General features: G+C 47.0%; 18 protein-coding genes. 11 read left to right on the top strand and 7 right to left on the bottom strand.

What is annotated here, in order from left to right:
* Positions 1–14: 14 nt before the first annotated feature.
* The 6 genes from IEW88_RS16120 (at position 15) to IEW88_RS16145 (ending at position 4,896) form a co-directional block, all read left to right on the top strand.
* Positions 15–728, top strand: a complete 714-nt coding sequence (locus IEW88_RS16120) for an SURF1 family protein (RefSeq protein WP_147905040.1) — start codon at positions 15–17, stop codon at positions 726–728.
* The gene (locus IEW88_RS16125; protein WP_147905041.1) at positions 729–1,226 is read left to right on the top strand and encodes a hypothetical protein; all 498 of its coding nucleotides are present in this window, start codon (positions 729–731) and stop codon (positions 1,224–1,226) included.
* Positions 1,226–2,206 (top strand): COX15/CtaA family protein, encoded by a 981-nt coding sequence (locus IEW88_RS16130; RefSeq protein ID WP_147905042.1) that lies wholly within the window; start codon positions 1,226–1,228, stop codon positions 2,204–2,206. Before IEW88_RS16125 ends, IEW88_RS16130 begins: the two co-directional genes overlap by 1 nt.
* On the top strand, positions 2,199–3,104 hold the full coding sequence (gene cyoE / locus IEW88_RS16135; RefSeq protein WP_147905043.1) for a heme o synthase: 906 nt from the start codon (positions 2,199–2,201) through the stop codon (positions 3,102–3,104). Before IEW88_RS16130 ends, cyoE begins: the two co-directional genes overlap by 8 nt.
* Before the next feature lie 15 nt (positions 3,105–3,119).
* Positions 3,120–3,758, top strand: a complete 639-nt coding sequence (locus IEW88_RS16140) for an SCO family protein (protein WP_147905044.1) — start codon at positions 3,120–3,122, stop codon at positions 3,756–3,758.
* A 121-nt stretch (positions 3,759–3,879) separates the two neighbouring features.
* On the top strand, positions 3,880–4,896 hold the full coding sequence (locus tag IEW88_RS16145) for a 5'-methylthioadenosine/S-adenosylhomocysteine nucleosidase family protein (RefSeq protein ID WP_147905045.1): 1,017 nt from the start codon (positions 3,880–3,882) through the stop codon (positions 4,894–4,896).
* 77 nt (positions 4,897–4,973) lie between these two features.
* Here IEW88_RS16145 and IEW88_RS16150 read toward each other — a convergent pair whose 3' ends face one another.
* The 3 genes from IEW88_RS16150 to nfuA form a co-directional block, all read right to left on the bottom strand.
* Entirely contained in the window at positions 4,974–5,498 is a 525-nt protein-coding gene (locus IEW88_RS16150) for an REP-associated tyrosine transposase (RefSeq protein ID WP_147905046.1), read from the bottom strand.
* Positions 5,499–5,630: 132 nt separating this feature from the next.
* Positions 5,631–6,650 (bottom strand): polysaccharide deacetylase family protein, encoded by a 1,020-nt coding sequence (locus tag IEW88_RS16155; protein WP_147905047.1) that lies wholly within the window; start codon positions 6,648–6,650, stop codon positions 5,631–5,633.
* A 72-nt stretch (positions 6,651–6,722) separates the two neighbouring features.
* Positions 6,723–7,301 (bottom strand): Fe-S biogenesis protein NfuA, encoded by a 579-nt coding sequence (gene nfuA, locus IEW88_RS16160; protein WP_053423325.1) that lies wholly within the window; start codon positions 7,299–7,301, stop codon positions 6,723–6,725.
* Positions 7,302–7,426: 125 nt separating this feature from the next.
* Here nfuA and IEW88_RS16165 point away from each other — a divergent pair, with 125 nt between their 5' ends.
* Positions 7,427–9,982 carry a M14 family zinc carboxypeptidase gene (locus IEW88_RS16165; RefSeq protein ID WP_147905048.1) on the top strand — a complete coding sequence of 852 codons (2,556 nt, stop codon included), beginning with the start codon at positions 7,427–7,429 and terminating at the stop codon, positions 9,980–9,982.
* Here IEW88_RS16165 and IEW88_RS16170 read toward each other — a convergent pair.
* A complete protein-coding gene (locus IEW88_RS16170; RefSeq protein WP_147905049.1) occupies positions 9,979–10,677 on the bottom strand; it encodes a ComF family protein in 699 nt (232 codons plus the stop codon). The two genes, IEW88_RS16165 and IEW88_RS16170, sit on opposite strands and share 4 nt — an antisense overlap.
* Before the next feature lie 54 nt (positions 10,678–10,731).
* Here IEW88_RS16170 and bioH point away from each other — a divergent pair, with 54 nt between their 5' ends.
* The 3 genes from bioH to IEW88_RS16185 all read left to right on the top strand — a co-directional run bounded on the left by bioH (position 10,732) and on the right by IEW88_RS16185 (position 12,772).
* The gene (gene bioH, locus IEW88_RS16175; RefSeq protein ID WP_229670562.1) at positions 10,732–11,487 is read left to right on the top strand and encodes a pimeloyl-ACP methyl ester esterase BioH; all 756 of its coding nucleotides are present in this window, start codon (positions 10,732–10,734) and stop codon (positions 11,485–11,487) included.
* 127 nt (positions 11,488–11,614) lie between these two features.
* The gene (locus tag IEW88_RS16180) at positions 11,615–11,884 is read left to right on the top strand and encodes a hypothetical protein (RefSeq protein ID WP_053423413.1); all 270 of its coding nucleotides are present in this window, start codon (positions 11,615–11,617) and stop codon (positions 11,882–11,884) included.
* Positions 11,885–11,893: 9 nt separating this feature from the next.
* Positions 11,894–12,772: a putative metalloprotease CJM1_0395 family protein gene (locus IEW88_RS16185; RefSeq protein ID WP_147905051.1), complete on the top strand. Its 879-nt coding sequence runs from the start codon at positions 11,894–11,896 to the stop codon at positions 12,770–12,772.
* Positions 12,773–12,839: 67 nt separating this feature from the next.
* Here IEW88_RS16185 and IEW88_RS16190 read toward each other — a convergent pair whose 3' ends face one another.
* The 3 genes from IEW88_RS16190 to greB all read right to left on the bottom strand — a co-directional run bounded on the left by IEW88_RS16190 (position 12,840) and on the right by greB (position 17,147).
* Positions 12,840–15,146: a Tex family protein gene (locus IEW88_RS16190; protein WP_147905052.1), complete on the bottom strand. Its 2,307-nt coding sequence runs from the start codon at positions 15,144–15,146 to the stop codon at positions 12,840–12,842.
* A gap of 142 nt (positions 15,147–15,288) precedes the next feature.
* Positions 15,289–16,653, bottom strand: a complete 1,365-nt coding sequence (locus tag IEW88_RS16195) for an aldehyde dehydrogenase family protein (protein WP_147905053.1) — start codon at positions 16,651–16,653, stop codon at positions 15,289–15,291.
* 8 nt (positions 16,654–16,661) lie between these two features.
* Complete coding sequence (gene greB, locus IEW88_RS16200) at positions 16,662–17,147, bottom strand: transcription elongation factor GreB (protein ID WP_147905054.1); 486 nt, start codon at positions 17,145–17,147, stop codon at positions 16,662–16,664.
* Positions 17,148–17,443: 296 nt separating this feature from the next.
* On the opposite strand from greB, the gene IEW88_RS16205 reads away from it, so the two are divergent.
* Positions 17,444–17,656, top strand: coding sequence for a hypothetical protein (locus IEW88_RS16205; RefSeq protein ID WP_053423317.1), 213 nt, complete (start codon positions 17,444–17,446; stop codon positions 17,654–17,656).
* Positions 17,657–17,728 lie beyond the last annotated feature (72 nt).

Here is a 17,728-nt window from a genome sequence, read left to right on the forward strand (position 1 = left end):
GGGCTGGTCACCGTATGACTGCCAGGCCCTTTGTTACTCATTTAAGTCGCAACTGGCTGTTGGCTGTATTCACTCTGGTCGCTTTTGTGCTTTTGATCAAGTTAAGTTACTGGCAATGGCAACGCGCCGAACACAAGCAAACTCAATTGGATCAGTTGCATACTGCAGAGCAACAAGGGCCTGTGCATTGGCTAGATTTAACCTCAGTGCCGGCAGAGCAACAAGATGGCCTGATGCTGCAAGGTAAAGCTGTCTGGCTAAAGCCTGCTGTCTGGTTGCTGGATAATCAGCTTATTCAAGGCAAAGCAGGCTACGACGTGGTGATCCCTGTGCTGGTGTCGAATCAAGGTCCGGCAGTCTTAGTCAATTTAGGTTGGGTTGCCGCACCGCAAAGCCGTGATCAACTGCCCGAACTTAGTATTCCGGAATCATTTGAATTAAAGGCATTGCTACGAACTGAACTGAAAGGCTTTAGGCTTGGCCAGAATTTAGAAGACACAGGACTGTGGCCACAACGAATGCAGCAAGTCGAACCTGCTGAATTGGCAAAAGTACTAGGGCAGGAATTGGCTCCGGTTCTGCTGTATCAACAACAATCCCCTTATCTGTACCACTATAAAGCTGTGGTGATGCCGCCGGAAAAACACCGGGCTTATGCGTTGCAATGGTTATTGTTGGCTGTGGCTGTAGTAGTGATCGGCTGGTTTATGTCAAAGAAGGAGCTTTAAATGGCGAAGAAGAAATTTTTGCTGCTGTTTTTGTTGTGTTCTCTATTACCGCTGGCTTTTGCTCAGGCATTTTTATCTTTGGGTTGGTTTGGTGGCGCCACTACCAATAAAGGTCAATGGCTGAGCGAAGAAATTTTGTTATTACCCAAAGCCGCTGGTGATGTGCATTGGCGGCTGGTCTATGTCAGCGATAAAGCCGATTGTGACGCTCTTTGTCAAAATGCCCATTATGGTATGCAGCAGGTGTATACGGCCCTGGGTCGAAAACAACAACATCTAGAGTTATGGCAATCCGGTGGTACTCAATCGCAAAAATTGCTTTGGCAGGCTAATCCTGTGGGTGTTGCTGCACTACAGCAAAAGCTGGTGCTGGTCGATCTGAATGGGTTGGCATTGATGACCTATCCGGTCAGCGAAGACAAAACTCAAATAGTACAAACCGGCAAAGCTATTCTGACGGACTTAAATAAATTATTGAAATACGACAGGGGGTTGTAATGAAAGCCCTGAAAGTTCTGGTTAGCTCTGCTGTTGTATTGGCGATGTTGGTGATTTTATTGGGGGCCTACACCCGTTTGACCGATGCCGGTTTAGGTTGCCCGGACTGGCCCGGTTGTTATGGTTTTTTAAAGGTACCGGAACAGGCGCATCATATTGAGCAAGCTGAAGCTTTGTATCCAGAGCGACCGGTCGAAAGCCACAAAGCCTGGAATGAGATGATCCATCGTTATTTTGCCGGCACTTTGGGGTTGCTTATTCTGGCCATTTTCCTGTTTAGTCTGAAACAAAAGCGACTGCTGTTACCTTCGCTGCTGTTGGGGTTAGTTGTTTTTCAAGCCGCTTTGGGCATGTGGACTGTGACTTTAGCTCTGCATCCTGTGGTGGTGATGGGGCATTTGCTGGGGGGCTTTAGTTTGCTGTCGTTATTAGCTGTGTATTGGTGGCAATTGCAACCTACACCTTTGATTGCTGTAAAACAAAGCCTGAAGTTACTGTTTTGGCCTGTGTTGCTGGTGCTGGCAGCACAAATTGCGTTAGGTGGCTGGACTGCAGCCAACTATGCGGCTTTAGCCTGTATTCAGTTGCCAGTCTGTGAAGCAGGCTGGACCAGCCAGCTTAATTTTGACGAAGCCTTTTCTTTGCATCTGGGCTACGACAATTACGAATACGGTGTGATGAGCCAAAGCGCCCGCGCTACAGTGCATGTGATGCATCGCGTCGGTGCTGTGATTACCTTGCTGGTGGTCGCTGCTTATGCCATAGCCCTATGGCGCACTAGTGCGGGTCTGATGAGGAACCTGGCTGTTGCTGTGCTGGTGCTGTTGTTACTGCAATTTAGTTTGGGGCTAGCCAACGTGGTGCTGCATTTGCCTTTGGCCAATGCGGTGGCGCATAACTTTGTGGCAGCCAATTTAGTCATGTGTCTGGTGGTCATTGGTTATCAGCTGCACAGAAACAAGGAGTCTGCTTATGCTTAAAGTTCTGGCTTTACCCCAACATTACAGCCAGCAGTGGCGTGATTATTACCAGCTGACTAAACCTAAAGTTGTGGCGCTTCTGGTGCTGACGGCCTGGGTCGGCATGATGCTGGCGCAACCTGGATTACCCCAATTTGGCCTGATGATAGCCGCCACTTTAGGTATAGGCTTATTGTCCGCCGCTGCTGCTGCGATGAACCATATAGTGGATCAGCGTATTGATGCGCAAATGGCCCGTACTTATAACAGGCCTGTAGCACGTGGCCGTTTATCCACACAACAAGCGGTGAAGTTTTCGCTGTTGTTGGCAGGGACTGGTTTTCTGCTGTTATTTATTGCCGTCAATCCACTGACCGCCTGGCTGACCTTAGCAAGTTTGTTTGGTTATGCCGTGGTCTACACCATGTTTTTAAAGCGTGCGACGCCGCAGAATATTGTGATAGGCGGTTTAGCTGGTGCCATGCCGCCGCTGCTTGGCTGGACTGCGATGACGGCCGAAGTACATGCCCATGCGCTGCTGCTGGTGATGATTATCTTCACCTGGACACCACCGCATTTCTGGGCTTTGGCCATTCATCGCCGTGATGATTATGCCAAAGTGAATATGCCGATGTTGCCAGTCACTCATGGTATTGAGTTCACCAAAAGTGCCATATTCCTTTATACCCTGGTGCTGTTTTTAGTCTGCTTGTTGCCTTATCTGGTCGGTATGACAGGAGCTGTGTACCTGGTCGGTAGCACGGTGTTGAACCTAGGTTTTATCTGGTATGCCTGGCAATTAAAATTTAATGCCAAACCTGAAACCGCCATGGCAACTTTTAAGTTTTCGATTTGGCATCTGATGGTATTATTCCTGCTGTTGTTGCTGGATCATTATTGGTTGATTTCAGCGCTTTAACGGGAAAAAACTCTTATGCAGAAGTGGTTATGGGTGGTTGTTGCGGTACTGGCTTTGGCTGCGGGTCTATGGTTGTCAGCCAGTTTTAAATCTACTCCCGCCGAGCCTTTGGCCGCTTTGGTCTATCCAAGTCCCAGAACACTCACTGAATTTAATTTGCTGGATGAACAAAAACAGCAAGTAGGCCTGAAGGATTTACAAGGACACTGGACCCTGGTTTTCGTTGGTTATACTCATTGCCCTGATATTTGCCCTATGACGATGGCCAAATTAGCGGCTATGTATCAGGACTTAGTCAAACTGACGCCGGATCCACTGGAGATTTGGTTTGTCTCGGTCGACCCAAAACGGGATACCCCAGAACAACTGGCCCAGTACATCACCTACTTTAAACAAGCCCCTATCAAAGCCAGAACTGCCGATCATAAAGACCTGTTTCCTTTTATCCGCCAACTCGGCCTGATGTATGCCATTAATGATGGCGGCGAAGAACGTTACACTATCGATCACAGCGCTAGCATAGCGCTGCTAAATCCTCATGGCGAAGTAGTGGCTATGTTTAAACCAGAAATGAAACCAGGCGCTGTGCCGCTGATTAACAACCAGCAGTTTTTGGCTGATTATCCTTTGGTGATAGCGGCGACAACCCGATAATCGGCTATCTATAAAACAAAAATAACTACAGGCTTTACAAGCTCTTGCCAAAGGCCCTATGGTGGAGCTGTATGCATAACAAGCAGTTATGAGACAGACTCCACCACAGAAGCAGAGCCTTATGAAAAAACTCCTATCCAGCGCCTTGGTCCCACTGCTGATTTTAGCTGCGGCATTTAACCTTCATGTCAGGGCCGAAGATTTTAGTCAGTATGGTCCAAAACAATTTACCACCACCAATAAATGGACAGCGATAGTAGCCGCCTATGAGCCTGAGATTAAGGCGATTGATGACGCTTTTGCCAAGCTTAAAGACGCAAAAATTGAAAAAACACTGACCATCCGTGGCGTTAAGTATCAATTAGGCCACTATAAAGGTGAACCTATCGTCATTTTCACTACGGGTGTCAGCGTACCCAATGCCGCCATGACAATGCAAATGGCGCTGGATTATTTCCCTATTGAACGGGTGGTGATGATGGGCATTGCTGGTGCTGTGGATCCACAATTCCAGCCGGGTGATATCGCCATCCCTGAGCGCTGGTACTTTCACGATGAATCTGTGTATGCCAATCCTGATCCTGCAAAACCAAGCCAGTATATTCTGCCCGATTATTATGAACAGGCATTAGCCAGCTACCAACAGCGTAAAAAGCAGGATCCGCATTCACCAGCTTATGAAAACTTTGGCTATATCTTTCCTGAAGAAATGGCCGTAATTAAACAAGGCTGGGACAGCCCGCAGCAAATGCCGTATTTCACCGCAACGCCACAACTTATTGAGCTGACTAAAAAAGCGGTTGCCACTATAGATCCAATAAAAATGCCTTCTGGCCACCCAATCCAGATCAAAGTAGGTGGGAATGGCGTCACAGGCTCGGTATTTTTAGACAATGCAGAGTACCGCCAATGGCTGCAAAAAGTGTTTCATGCAGAAGTGACAGAAATGGAATCGGCCGCTGTAGCTCAGGTCTGTTTTGTTAACGAAGTCGACTGGATAGTGATCCGCTCCGTCAGTGATTTAGCCGGCGGCCAGCAAGGCAAAAATGCCGAAAATGTATTTGACGCCATAGCCTCAGGTACAGGCACTAAATTGCTGTTGGGGTTATTGGATCAAATTGTATTGGTGAGGCCGTAGGTTGCAATCGCCGAAGGCATTGCAACGTTGTGCAATCGAAGGCATTACAACCGCTTATGATTTTATGTGCTGAATTTTTAATCTGTATATAGCTTATCATTTCCCCCTCCAGCCCAATCAACAGAATATACGCCTTGCTTGACCAACAAATGGAAGGTTGAGTAAGGCCAATCTGATACTTGTTCTACCCAGCCATGCTTCACCGGATTAAAATGTACATAGTCCATATGAGCGTTGAAATCGGTTTGATCGCGGATAAGGTGTTCCCAGTATCTGCGTTGCCAGATCCCTCTCTCACCACGTTTTTTTCTGCTTGAATCACAGGGTTCAGTTGCTGGCAAAGCTCTGGAAAATATCAGTTTGATTAGCCGCCAACGTAACGCGAAATTTGCGTCACCCTGCGGCAGTTCGATAATACAATGCAGATGTTCAGGCAACACTACCCAAGCGTGAATGATAAAAGGATGCACCTGTTTTACTTGCCGAACCGCATGACGTAACAGGTCTATATGCTCTGTCAGCAAACAGTTGTTGTGTCTTTGATGTAGGTTGACGGTAAAAAAATACGTTCCGCCTTCAAACCACAAGCGTCGGTAGTCCATAAGACAGAACAAAGTTAGGGATGAAGTTATAGGTGTAGATAAGAAAAACCGGAGAAGCAAGATGCATTGCCCTGCGGGCGAATGCATCCTACGTTTGTAGGTTGTAATCGCCGGAGGCATTGCAACGTTGTGTTACTCCATCACCCAAGGCTGGGAATACCAGTAGAAATAGCCTTTTTTACTTAACGAAGGGGCTGTGCAGTTGTAGCGTTTATGGCTGGTTTTTAGCTTTTGATTTGCCTGAGCGCTAAAGGTATCGGGTTTTAGCCAGGTCACTTTAATCGGCTCGCCATTGCTAAAACAATTCAACTGACTGGTTTTAAAATCTGAGTTATCGATTTGCAAAGTTAAAGTCGGTGGATTTGGGCCTTTCACCGGGTCTGCTGCTATATAGTTTTTCACCGGTAAGGCTAATGTTTTCAGTTTAGGTGTGAAGTGTTTTAACGCCGCATACTGACTGGATGAAGGATAACGTGGCAGGCGGGTCATCAGGCTGTTCAAGCCAACAGCACCGGATTGTTGGCCTATGCCAATAAAGCCCAGTTCTTTCACCATCTGCTCCAGCTCGACGCTAAATTCGCCATAAGGGTAAGCCAGCCATTTGTGCTTAATGCCTAATTGCTGCTCCAGTTGGGTTTGTGCCAGCAAAATATCGGTTTTCACCCGTTTCAGCCAAGCCGCTTTGCTTTCGCCTTTATTCGGCGCTGCCAGATGATCGTGGTAGGAACTGTGGTTGGCAATAATAACGCCGTCTTTTTGCAGTTGTTTGATTTGCTGCCAACTCATCACAGGGCCTTCTTTACGATCTATTAAAGCCGGGCTTAAAAACACTGTGTAAGGAAAACCAAACTGCTGCAAAATCGGGTGGGCCTGCAGATAGATATTGTCAAAACCATCGTCAAAGGTAATCACCACCGCATTATCGGCTGGCTCTTTGCCTTGTTGCAGCTGTGCCAGCAAAGTATCTAAACCTATGACTTGATACTGATTGTCTTTTAAATACTGCAAATGAGTGCGAAACTCTTCTGGCGTCACGCTGGTGGAGCGGGGCGTCTGAGTGCTGACATGATGGTACTGCAGAATAATAGCGGCATGGCTTTGAAAGCTGATGTGAACGCTCAGCAAAGCAAATAAACAGCACCATAGTTTCATTTCATAACTCCTTTGAAATCAATACAACAAAGGCCACATCAAGTGGCCTTTATCGCTTATACAAACAACAGCTTAGTAGTAAGAATGCTCACCACGTTGGTGATCAGTCACATCACGCACTGCAGTTAATTCACCGGCAAAACGTTGCAGCAGTTCTTTTTCGATCCCTTCTTTTAAAGTTAAATCGACTTGTGAACAGCCATTACAACCACCACCAAATTGCAGTACAGCGACGCCGTCGTCTGTCAGTTCTACCACTGAAACACGACCACCGTGGTTGGCTAACTGTGGGTTGATTTCGGCATCAATCACGTATTGCACTTTTTCCTTCAGCGGCGCGTCGTCGTTCACCTTGCGTACTTTGGCGTTTGGCGCTTTTAACGTCAGCTGAGAACCCATCTGATCGGTAACAAAATCGATTTCAGCATCCACTAAAAAGGGTTTACTTTCCGCGTCCACTATCGCCATAAAGCCTTCAAATGGCAGCTGTAAGTCTGTGCTTTCTACCGCGTCGGCAGGGCAGTAGGACACGCCACATTCCGCAGAAACAGTGCCCGGGTTGACCACAAAGACACGAATATGAGTGCCGGCGGCCTGTTTTTCCAGCAGCTTACGAAAATGGCTCTGCGCCTGTTCAGAAATGGTGATCATCGGTAGTACCTGACTAAATTACTAGGTTAATGGCTATGATACTCTGACTTGCTGTGCCTTGCCAGCCCCGCTTGTCGGGCCGGACTTTTTATTGCTAAGGTAGCGGCCAGAAAGGGAGAAGAACAATGTACAAAATAACAACTATCATCAGTGCCTTAGTATTGGGGTTTAGCAGCCAGTTCTCAATGGCAGAACCACAAAGCCCGCAACAATTTTTTGGTTATCCGGTCGGCGAATGGCATTTACGTCATGATCAAATTCAGATGTATTTCCAACAACTGGCCGCAGGCTCAGACAAAGCCCAACTGGAAATTATTGGCCACACCCATGAACAAAAACCTTTGTTACAGCTGATTATTTCATCCCCGGAAAACTTGAAAAAGCTGGAGCAAATTCGCTTACAGCATCTGACTCAGCTATCGACAGGTACTGAACTGGCCGATGATTTGCCACTGATCGTCTGGTTGGGGTATGGTGTGCATGGCAACGAGTCCAGTGGCCCTAATGCCTCAGTGCAGGTTGCTCATCATTTATTAACCAGCACAGATGCTGAAGTACAAGACTGGCTGAAAAACGCTGTTATTTTGATCCAACCCAGTTTAAACCCTGATGGTTTAGAGCGTTTTGCCACCTGGGCCAATATGCATAAAGGCAAATCACCAGTGGCTGATCCTCAAAGTCGCGAGCATATTGAGCCCTGGCCTAATGGTCGTCCTAACCATTATTGGTTTGATTTAAACCGCGATTGGTTACCTTTGGAGCATCCGGAAAGCCGTGCCCGTATCGCGCAGTTTTATAAATGGCGTCCTGCTGTAGTGGGCGATTTTCATGAAATGGGCCCAAACAGTACCTTCTTTTTTCAGCCTGGTATTCCAACTCGCACTTACCCTTTAACACCAACAGCTAACCAGCAACTGACGGCTAAAATTGCCGATTACCATGCCGCAGCTTTGGATAAAAAAGGCCGTTTGTATTACACCGAAGAAAGTTTTGACGATTTTTATGTGGGTAAAGGCTCGACTTATCCGGACGTGAACGCCAGCGTCGGTATTCTATTCGAACAAGCTAGTAGCCGTGGTCATCTGCAGGACAGTATTAATGGGCCTTTGCCTTTTAGTAAAACTGTGGAAAATCAGTACATTACATCGTTATCGACTCTGCGCGGCTCCGTAGCGCAAAAAAATGCGCTGCAAAGCTATCAAAAAGCTTTTGTGCTGGAGTCAGAGCGCCTCGCTGCTGATGACTCAACCCAGGGTTATGTCATTGCTGAAGCAGCGGATAAAACCCGTTTAGAGGCACTGCTTAATTTATTAAAACAGCATCAGATCAAAGCTTACCCCATCAATGAACGATGGCAGCACAAAGGCCAGACGTACCAAAAAGGTCAGGCTTATTATATTCCGCTGCAACAGAGCCAGTATCTGCTGTTAAAAGCTGCGTTCAGCACTCAGACCAACTTTCAGGACAATACCTTTTACGATGTGTCGGCCTGGACTTTACCTTATGCCTTTAATATTGAATTCAGCGCTGTGGGCCGTAAACCCTCAGGTGTGGCAGAAGATCACTGGTCGCCGCAGCCTGAATCCGTGCTGATGCCTTCAGCCGGGGCTTATGCCTATGCTTTTGACTGGGCCGATCAAAGGGCGCCGTTGTTAACACAGGCGCTGCTAGAGCAAGGTGTGGTATTACGCGCGGCCAGCAAGCCCTTTTTTGCTAAAACTGCTAATGGTGAACAAGCTTTTAGTGCCGGAGCTATCGTCATTGCCGCTGGTTTACAGCAGCACAACAACTGGTTTGAACTTTTAGGTAAAGCACAGCAGCAAGCAGGCTTAGCTATCACAGCTCTCACTTCAGGTTTAACCGCTAAGGGCCAGGATTTGGGCAGCAATGGTTTTGTGCCTGTGACTAAGCCGAATGTCTTGCTGGTGGCAGGCCCTGATGTCAATTCCACTGAGGCAGGCGAAGTTTGGTTTAATCTGGAAAAGCTGGCGGGTGTATCGCCAAGTTTGATAGAACCTCAGCGTTTAGGTCGGGTCGATTTATCCCGTTACACTCATATTATTTTACCGGATGGTAGTTACAACAGCTTGCAGCAAAAAGAGCAACAGCAGCTGAACAACTGGGCAAAACAAGGTGGCGTGTTGTGGGGCCATAAAGGCGGAGCGGCATTTCTGGTGCGCTCTGGTTTGCTGAAGGCCAAAGCCTGGAACTCAGCCGATATGAGTATGCTGATTGCTGATCAAGGTTTAAGTTATGCCGATAAAGAAAGTCTGGCTGGTCAGCGCCGTATTGCCGGTGCTATTTACCAGACGCAACTGGATTTAAGTCATCCTTTAACTTTTGGTCTGTCGAATAAAAACTTACCTGTGTTTAAAAACGGCACTTTTTTATTAGCGCCCAGTGAAGAGCCTTTTATCAACGTCGCTTTGTACACAGATAAACCTCAACTAGCGGGTTATACAGCGCCTGAATACGTTAGTCGTATCGCTGAAGGTGCAGCCTTAGTGGCGCATAACCATGGCGAAGGCCGTGTGATTGGTATGACAGATAACCCGGTGTTCCGCGGCTATTTTGTCGGCTCCAGCCGCTTACTGATTAATGCTTTGTACTTTGGCAAAATGTTTAGCGCTGAATCTTCTGATGGTGAAGGGGAAGAAGCCAACGAAGAAGAAGCGCATTAAGCTCTGGTGATGGCCAGAGTCCAGACGCTGACGGTCTGGACTCCTTTGGCTTTGAGCAAAGCGCTCAGATAATCCAGCGTGGCTCCTGTGGTGATCACGTCATCGACTAATGTGATATGAGCAGGCAGAGGGCGTTCCTGCAGCTGAATTTTTCCTTTTAAGTTCGCCAATCGCTCTTTGCGCTTGAGTCCAATCTGATGAGGCACTAAATCCGGGCTCTGAAATAAGCTGACACAGGGTTTGTGCCATGCCCTGGCAAGCTGCTGCGCCAGTAGTTTGGCCTGATTAAAGCCTCTTTCCTGTAATCTTTGGTTGGATACCGGCGTATAGCTAATGCAGTCCGGCAATGGCCTGCCTTGCTGTTGATAAAGTATTGCGCGCTGATACAGCAACTGGCATAACAACTCACCTGCAGCATGATGCTGTTGAAACTTCCACTGACTGATCCAGTGCCGATAAGGTTGCCTGTACCAACTTAAGCTATAAAGACGGTCAAATTTAGGGCGTTTTAAACCTTGTGCGACTTGTGGTAATAGCAACGCATTCTGGTCAACCCAGCTTAAATCCAGACTGGGTAAATGAGCATGGCAAAAATCACAAAGCTGGGTTTGCGGCTGCTGTACCTGCATCTGACACCACAAACAACAATTGGGTGCCAGTCTATGCACCAGTTGCTGCCATAAAGTCGCTTGCATCAGCATCCCTGCTTTGATAAAAGGCCAGACATAACAACAAGTATGGTCGAACGAATGAATGAACAACTAAAATTTAGCCAAAACCCACTAGTGTTCCTGCATGGCTGGGGATTAAATCATCAGGTTTGGTCACAACTGATGCTGGCATTACCAACAGAGCTGGATATCCATACCCCCGATTTACCTGGTTTTGGTTTGTCTCCTTGCCCTGCTTCTTATGATATCGATAGCGTTTTGGCCCAATTGGCTGAGCAAATCCCAGCTCAAAGTACAGTGGTGGGGTGGTCTTTAGGCGGTTTATTGGCGATAGCCTTAGCCAGCCGTTATCCCGACAAAGTGAAAAAACTGGGTTTAATTGCCAGTTCGCCCTGTTTTATGACAAAGGAGAATTGGCCAGGTATGGAAAGCAGAGTGATGCTGCAATTTGCGGGTCAATTGCAGCAGGATTTGGCGTTAACAGTGGAGCGGTTTTTGGCGATCCAAGCGATGGGCAGCAGCACCGCCCGCCAGGATATTAAGTTATTAAAGCAAGCGGTGTTAAGTTTGCCTTTACCTTGCGCTTTGGCGTTACAAGGTGGGTTGGAGTTATTGGCGACTCTTGATTTGCGGCAAGAATTTGCCGCTTTGCCTCAGCCTGTTTTTAGTATTTTAGGGCGTTTAGACTCTTTAGTTCCTGTTGCTATTGCCCCTTTATTGCAAAAGTTACGGCCCGGGATCCAGATCGAAATACTGCAAAAGTCTTCGCATGCGCCTTTTATTTCGCATCAACAGGAGTTTATTTCCCTATTACAGCCCCACTTATCCGCTTAAATCTTCATTTAATTAGATAATTCTGCATTTTGACGGCAAATAATTGCCGTCAAGCTTTCGTTTTGCTGAGAAATGGCTAATAATTATCCAGTTCAACAAAGGTGTTCAATTAGTCAACGAGGTCATGATGGAAATCAGTTCAGCCTTTACGAGCGGTTTTCAGGGCTTTCAGCGTGCATCTGACGCTGTGACTGAAGCGACCGTAAATATAAATCAGCAAACTGCTCGAAGCAGTAATCAACGTGCACTGGAAACTCCGGTTGAGCCAAGTACTAGCCCATCCATAGAGCAAAGTCTGGTGACGTTATCCAATGAACAAATAAACGCAGAAGCTAATCTGAAGTCAGTAAAAACTGCAGATGAGATGTTAGGTTCTATTATTGATTTAAGGGTGTAAATACGCTTTATGTTATTAACTTCGAATTACCCAAATGTGCCTTTGCACACTGGTAATCCGGCCCTGGATATGGCCCGGCGCGATAACTTGCGCCGTGAAGTTATTGAGCCTGTTGCAGCCATGGAAAGAGCGGCTGCTGAAAAAGGCCTGATGGCTGACGAAAAGAGCCGTAACGGCAGTAGCTCCACACCCTCCACTTATGAAGACGTCAAAACCAAAGGTTTGGAATATCGTCAGGCTGTGGTTGAAAAAGATCCACAATCTGGCTCTGAGCAAGAAAAACAAAGCTCTTCCGGCGAAGAAAAAGATGATCCTCAGCAACAAAAAGAAGAGCAAGCTGAACAAAAACGTATCGCTGAATTAAAGGCCCGAGATCAGGAAGTCAAAGTCCACGAACAAGCTCACTCTGCTATTGGCGGTCAGTATGCTGGTGCTCCAAGCTATGAATACGAAACAGGCCCTGATGGTCAGCAATATGCTGTAGGAGGGGAAGTTCAGATTGATATATCTGAAGTGCCAAATGACCCACGCGCTACCATTCAGAAGATGCAACAGGTCAAAGCCGCTGCTTTGGCGCCTGCTGAACCTTCCAGTGCAGATCGTGCCGTAGCTGCTCAGGCTAGTCGCACTTTGATGGAGGCTCAGGCTGAATTAGCTGCAGAAATTGGACAAATGGCCAGAGCTGGCTCAGAACAGCTAGCTGGAGGCTCCGCAACTGAATGGGAGCCTTTTGAAGCGTCGGTGAATAATGAAGCCAATGATTTTATTCCAGCGGATTTTCAATCGTTGCAGCGCGACCCTTTAATGTCGATGCGCTCTGAGGTGATTTCTGGTTTTTACGCCAAAGCAACTCAACCGGCAGAGCGGCCTCTGCTGCAAATGGCCTGAAAACCAAATCGCGGACACAGATAAAAAAGGCCGGAATGATCCGGCCTTGTTTTTAGGTAAATCAGAGTTACTTTTTAAACTTGGCAAAAGCCTGAGCGAAGGCATTGCCCATAGCGGCATTAGGGACTTCAGCTGTTTTGACTGGTTTAGCAGCTTTCGCTGAACGCGAAGCCTCTTTTCCAGCACTACCAGCACCTTTGGCCGCAGGTTGTTCGTCCATCCGCATGGTCAGTGCTATACGTTTACGATCCAGCTCTACTTCCAGTACCTTCACTTTGACTATATCGCCAGCTTTGACCACCTGATGTGGATCAGACACAAATTTGTCGGTTAGCGACGAGATATGCACTAAACCGTCCTGATGCACACCTATATCGACAAAAGCGCCAAAGTTGGTGACGTTAGTGACGACGCCTTCCAACAACATGCCTGGCTTTAAGTCGGCCATGGTTTCGACGCCTTCTTTAAAGGCCGCTGTTTTAAACTCAGGACGTGGGTCACGGCCCGGTTTATCCAGTTCTTTAATTACGTCTTCTACTGTAGGCAAACCAAAATGCTCATCAACAAAGTCAGCTGGATTCAGGCTTTTTAAGAAGGCGCTATTGCCTAGTAATTGTTCTATCGGTTGGCCAAATTTCGCCAGAATTTTTTCCACTAAAGGATAGGCTTCAGGGTGAACTGAAGACGAATCCAGCGGATCCAGGCCTTTGTTAATCCGCAGGAAACCAGCTGCCTGTTCGTAAGCTTTAGGGCCTAAACGCGCGACTTTCAGTAAGTCTTTACGCTGTTGGAAACGACCATGAGTGTCGCGATACACCACGATATTCTGCGCCAGGGTTTTGTTCAGGCCTGCTACGCGCGCCAATAAAGGCACGGACGCCATATTTAAATCCACACCTACAGCGTTTACGCAGTCTTCGACTACAGCGTCGAGTGACTTGGCCAGCAAACTTTGGTTAACGTCATGTTGGTACTGGCCCACACCTATAGCTTTAGGCTCAACTTTCACCAGTTCAGCCAACGGATCTTGTAAACGACGGCCTATAGATACAGCGCCCCGTAAGGATACATCCAGATCCGGGAATTCCTGTGAGGCCAGCTCAGAGGCTGAATACACCGAAGCTCCAGCTTCAGACACCATAATTTTGCTGATGTTTTGCTCTGGCAGCAGTTTAATCACATCGGCGGCTAACTTGTCGGTTTCGCGTGATGCGGTACCGTTCCCAATAGCTATCAACTCAATTTTATGTTGTTTAGCTAAAGCGGCTAAAGTGCGGACTGATTTGTCCCAGTGATTTTGTGGCGCATGCGGGAATATAGTGGTTTGATCCACCAGCTTGCCGGTTTCATCAATAGCCGTGACTTTCACCCCAGTGCGCAGGCCAGGGTCCAGCGCCAATGTGGCACGCATACCAGCAGGCGCTGCCATTAATAAGTCTTTTAAGTTACGGGCAAATACCTTGATGGCTTCTTCTTCGGCCTGTTCGCGGAGTTCGCCTAATAAATCGTTTTCTAAATGCAGGTGTAATTTCACCTTCCAGGTCCACTGCACCACAGTACGGAGAAAATCGTCGGCAGCGCGGCCTTGTTGGCGAATGTCAAAGTGATTAGCGATCATCTGCTCACAGACGGCGTGAGCTGAAGCATCGTCGGCGTCAGGTTGTAATTGCAGGTTTAAAATACCTTCGTTACGGCCACGAAACATCGCCAAAGCCCGGTGTGATGGTACAGTTTTAAAGGCTTCTTTGTGTTCAAAGTAATCGCGGAACTTAGCGCCTTCCTGCTCTTTGCCTGTGACCATAGTGCTTTTCAGCACAGCGTTCTGGCTTAAATGACGACGTAATTTCGCCAGCAAAGCTGCATCTTCTGCAAAACGCTCCATCAGAATATATTTCACGCCATCCAGTACAGCTTTGCTGTCAGCAAAACCCGCTTCTGCATTGAAGTAGCTGGTAGCTTGTTGTTCAGGCACTAAAGTTGGGTCGTTAAATAACGCGTCTGCTAAGGGTTCTAAACCTGCTTCAATCGCAATCTGGCCTTTGGTACGGCGTTTGGCCTTGTAAGGTAAATATAAATCTTCTAAACGGGTTTTATTGTCAGCAGCTAATAATTCCTGCTTTAACTCTGGTGTCAGTTTGCCTTGCTCATCTATGGTTTTGATAATGACCTGACGTCTGTCTTCCAGTTCCCGCAAATAAGTTAAGCGCAAATCTAAATTACGCAACTGGGTATCGTCCAGGCCACCTGTTACTTCTTTCCGGTAACGGGCGATAAAAGGCACAGTAGCGCCTTCATCCATCAACTGTATAGCTGCTGCAACCTGCTCTGGGCGTGCTGAAATTTCCAGAGCAATTTGTTTAATGATCATAGACATAACTTAAAGCTTCCTTAGCATCCGGCGACTTTGAGACAAGTAAAAACCAGATGGGTTCTTATCAACTGTGGCAATTGTCCACTGTTAAGGCCAAAAAATCCAATAGCAAAACGCTGAAGCGTCCGTACTCTGCACCGAATGGCTAGCTCAACCAGCCCAGCACTTTGCGTTTCCATTCTGCGTATGGAGCAAAACGTACAGGCGGTTCAGGCCAGAGTGGACGTTTTAATACAGACTTTAAATGGCTAAATTGTTCAAAGCCTGCTTTGCCTGAATACTGACCCATGCCGCTGGGTCCTACACCACCAAAGGGAAGTTCAGATACCGCCATAAACATCAGCACATCGTTGATACACTGACTGCCACTGCTGATCCGCTCCACCCATTGTTGTTGCTGTGAGCTGTTATTACTAAATAAATAGGCCGACAGCGGCTTATCACGTTGTTGCACAAAACGCACCGCCGCATCAAAGCCGCTGACTGTCAGTACAGGCAAAACAGGGCCAAAAATTTCCTCTGTCATCAGACTGCTATTAAGCGGCGGATCCAACACTAAGGTCGGACTGAAATACAGCTGGTCTATATCCACCGCGCCACCACAATAAACTTCAATGCCATCCAGATAACTTTGTACACGCTGCAGGTGGCGTTGGTTAATGATTCGGCCATAGTCAGGGCTGAGTTTTGGATCGCTGCCATACATCTGCAGCAACTGAGCATGAATTTCCTGTAACAGAGGTTCTGTGATGTCTTTATGCGCCAGAATATAATCTGGTGCTATACAGGTTTGTCCGGCATTCAGCCACTTACCCCAGGCAATACGCTGGGCTGTTAGTTTTAAGTCTGCGCTACTGTCGACATAAACCGGGCTTTTGCCACCCAGCTCTAAAGTGACAGGGGTTAAATGCTCTGCGGCGGCACGTAATACAATTTTGCCAACCTGACCATTGCCCGTGTACATAATATGATCAAAAGGCAACTTCAAAAGTTCTGTGGTCTCTGTTACGCCGCCTTCCACAATCACTACAGCCTCTTTATCCAGATACATAGGCAGCAAGCGGGCTATGATGGCCGAAGTCGCGGGTGCAAGCTCTGAGGGCTTCACCACTGCACAATTGCCAGCGGATAACACAGCCACTAAAGGCGCTAATGCCAACTGCAGCGGGTAGTTCCAGGCGCTAATAATAAGGACTGAACCGTATGGTTCTGGTTGAATAAAGGCCATAGAAGGGAAAGTGCGAAGCCCGGTACTGACTCTTCGAGGTCTGGTCCAACTCTTTAGCTTTTTCAGGCAATGCTTTATATCTGTATGCAGATAATTGATTTCACTCAGTAAAGCCTCAAAAGCAGGTTTTGCCAGATCTTGTTGTAAAGCCTGTAACAGCTCAGCTTCGTGTGTGGTCAGCAGCAGTTGTAGTTGCTTCAATTGCTGTTTACGCCAGCTCAGATTTTTAGTGATGCCGCTGGAAAAATACTGCTGTTGTTGACTCAAGACTTGCTGATACATGACGCTCCTTAACCTTGTTGTTGGGGATACCAGATTTTGTTGATCCACCATTCTTTGATGCCAGTGGGAGTTGGCACTTGCACTTCCTCATCTGCCTGTTTTTTGATTAAAGCCCGGGCCATAGGAGAATCAATAGAGATATAATCGTTGCGACCATAAATTTCATCAGGCCCTACGATACGAAAGGTCAGTTGTTCACCCTCGTCATTTTCAATCTCAACCCAAGCACCAAAAAACACCCGACCATTTTGCTCCGGGGAGTAATCCACAACTTTTATGACTTCCAAACGCTTGCGTAAGTACCTGATCCTTCTATCTATTTCACGTAAAAGCTTCTTGTTGTATTGATAGTCAGCATTTTCGCTGCGATCGCCCAGACTGGCCGCCCATGCTACTTTAGCTGTAGTATCGGGGCGTTTTTCCCGCCATAAATGGTTTAATTCCTGTTGCAAGGCTTCATAACCCTCGCGGGTGACTAACTCTGTTTTACTCATGCTGTCCGGTGATTGATAAAAAAGACGCTACTTTGGGCTGACTTTATAACTATTTCACAGCCAAGTGGAAAGAGACGCGGATTAATTTCAACAGCTAATACAAAATATCAATCAAACACCTTTCCTTCAGATGTAGGAAAATAACGAAATAAACTTATATTAATCATTTAGTTATATCGGTTTTTGAAAATTTTTTAAATTATTTCATCACTGTCATTTAGATGTAACAAAAATATGCTAGGCGATTTTGTTCGGGCCAACTATAGTGAAAATGTGCTCAACAAAGGAGGCCAACAATGAAAGCAAAATTAACAGGTCTGATAGTCCTTGCGATGGCTTTAGTGATGACAGGCTGTAGCTCTACAGCAGATTACGCTTATGTGATTGACCAGAAGACCTTAGAAAAACAGGAAAACTCCACCCGACTGAGTGCTCATACCGGTCATGTGGTGTGGATGAACCCACCACTGCGTAAAGTAGAGAAGGTGCAACCTGAACAACCTGAATAAAAAACTGACAAACTTTGTAACAACTGAACCCGGCGCATGCCCTCCATGCTCCGGGTTTTTCGTTTATAGTGG

The organism is Rheinheimera tangshanensis, from assembly GCF_014645135.1.
In the GTDB taxonomy this organism is placed as follows: domain Bacteria; phylum Pseudomonadota; class Gammaproteobacteria; order Enterobacterales; family Alteromonadaceae; genus Pararheinheimera; species Pararheinheimera tangshanensis.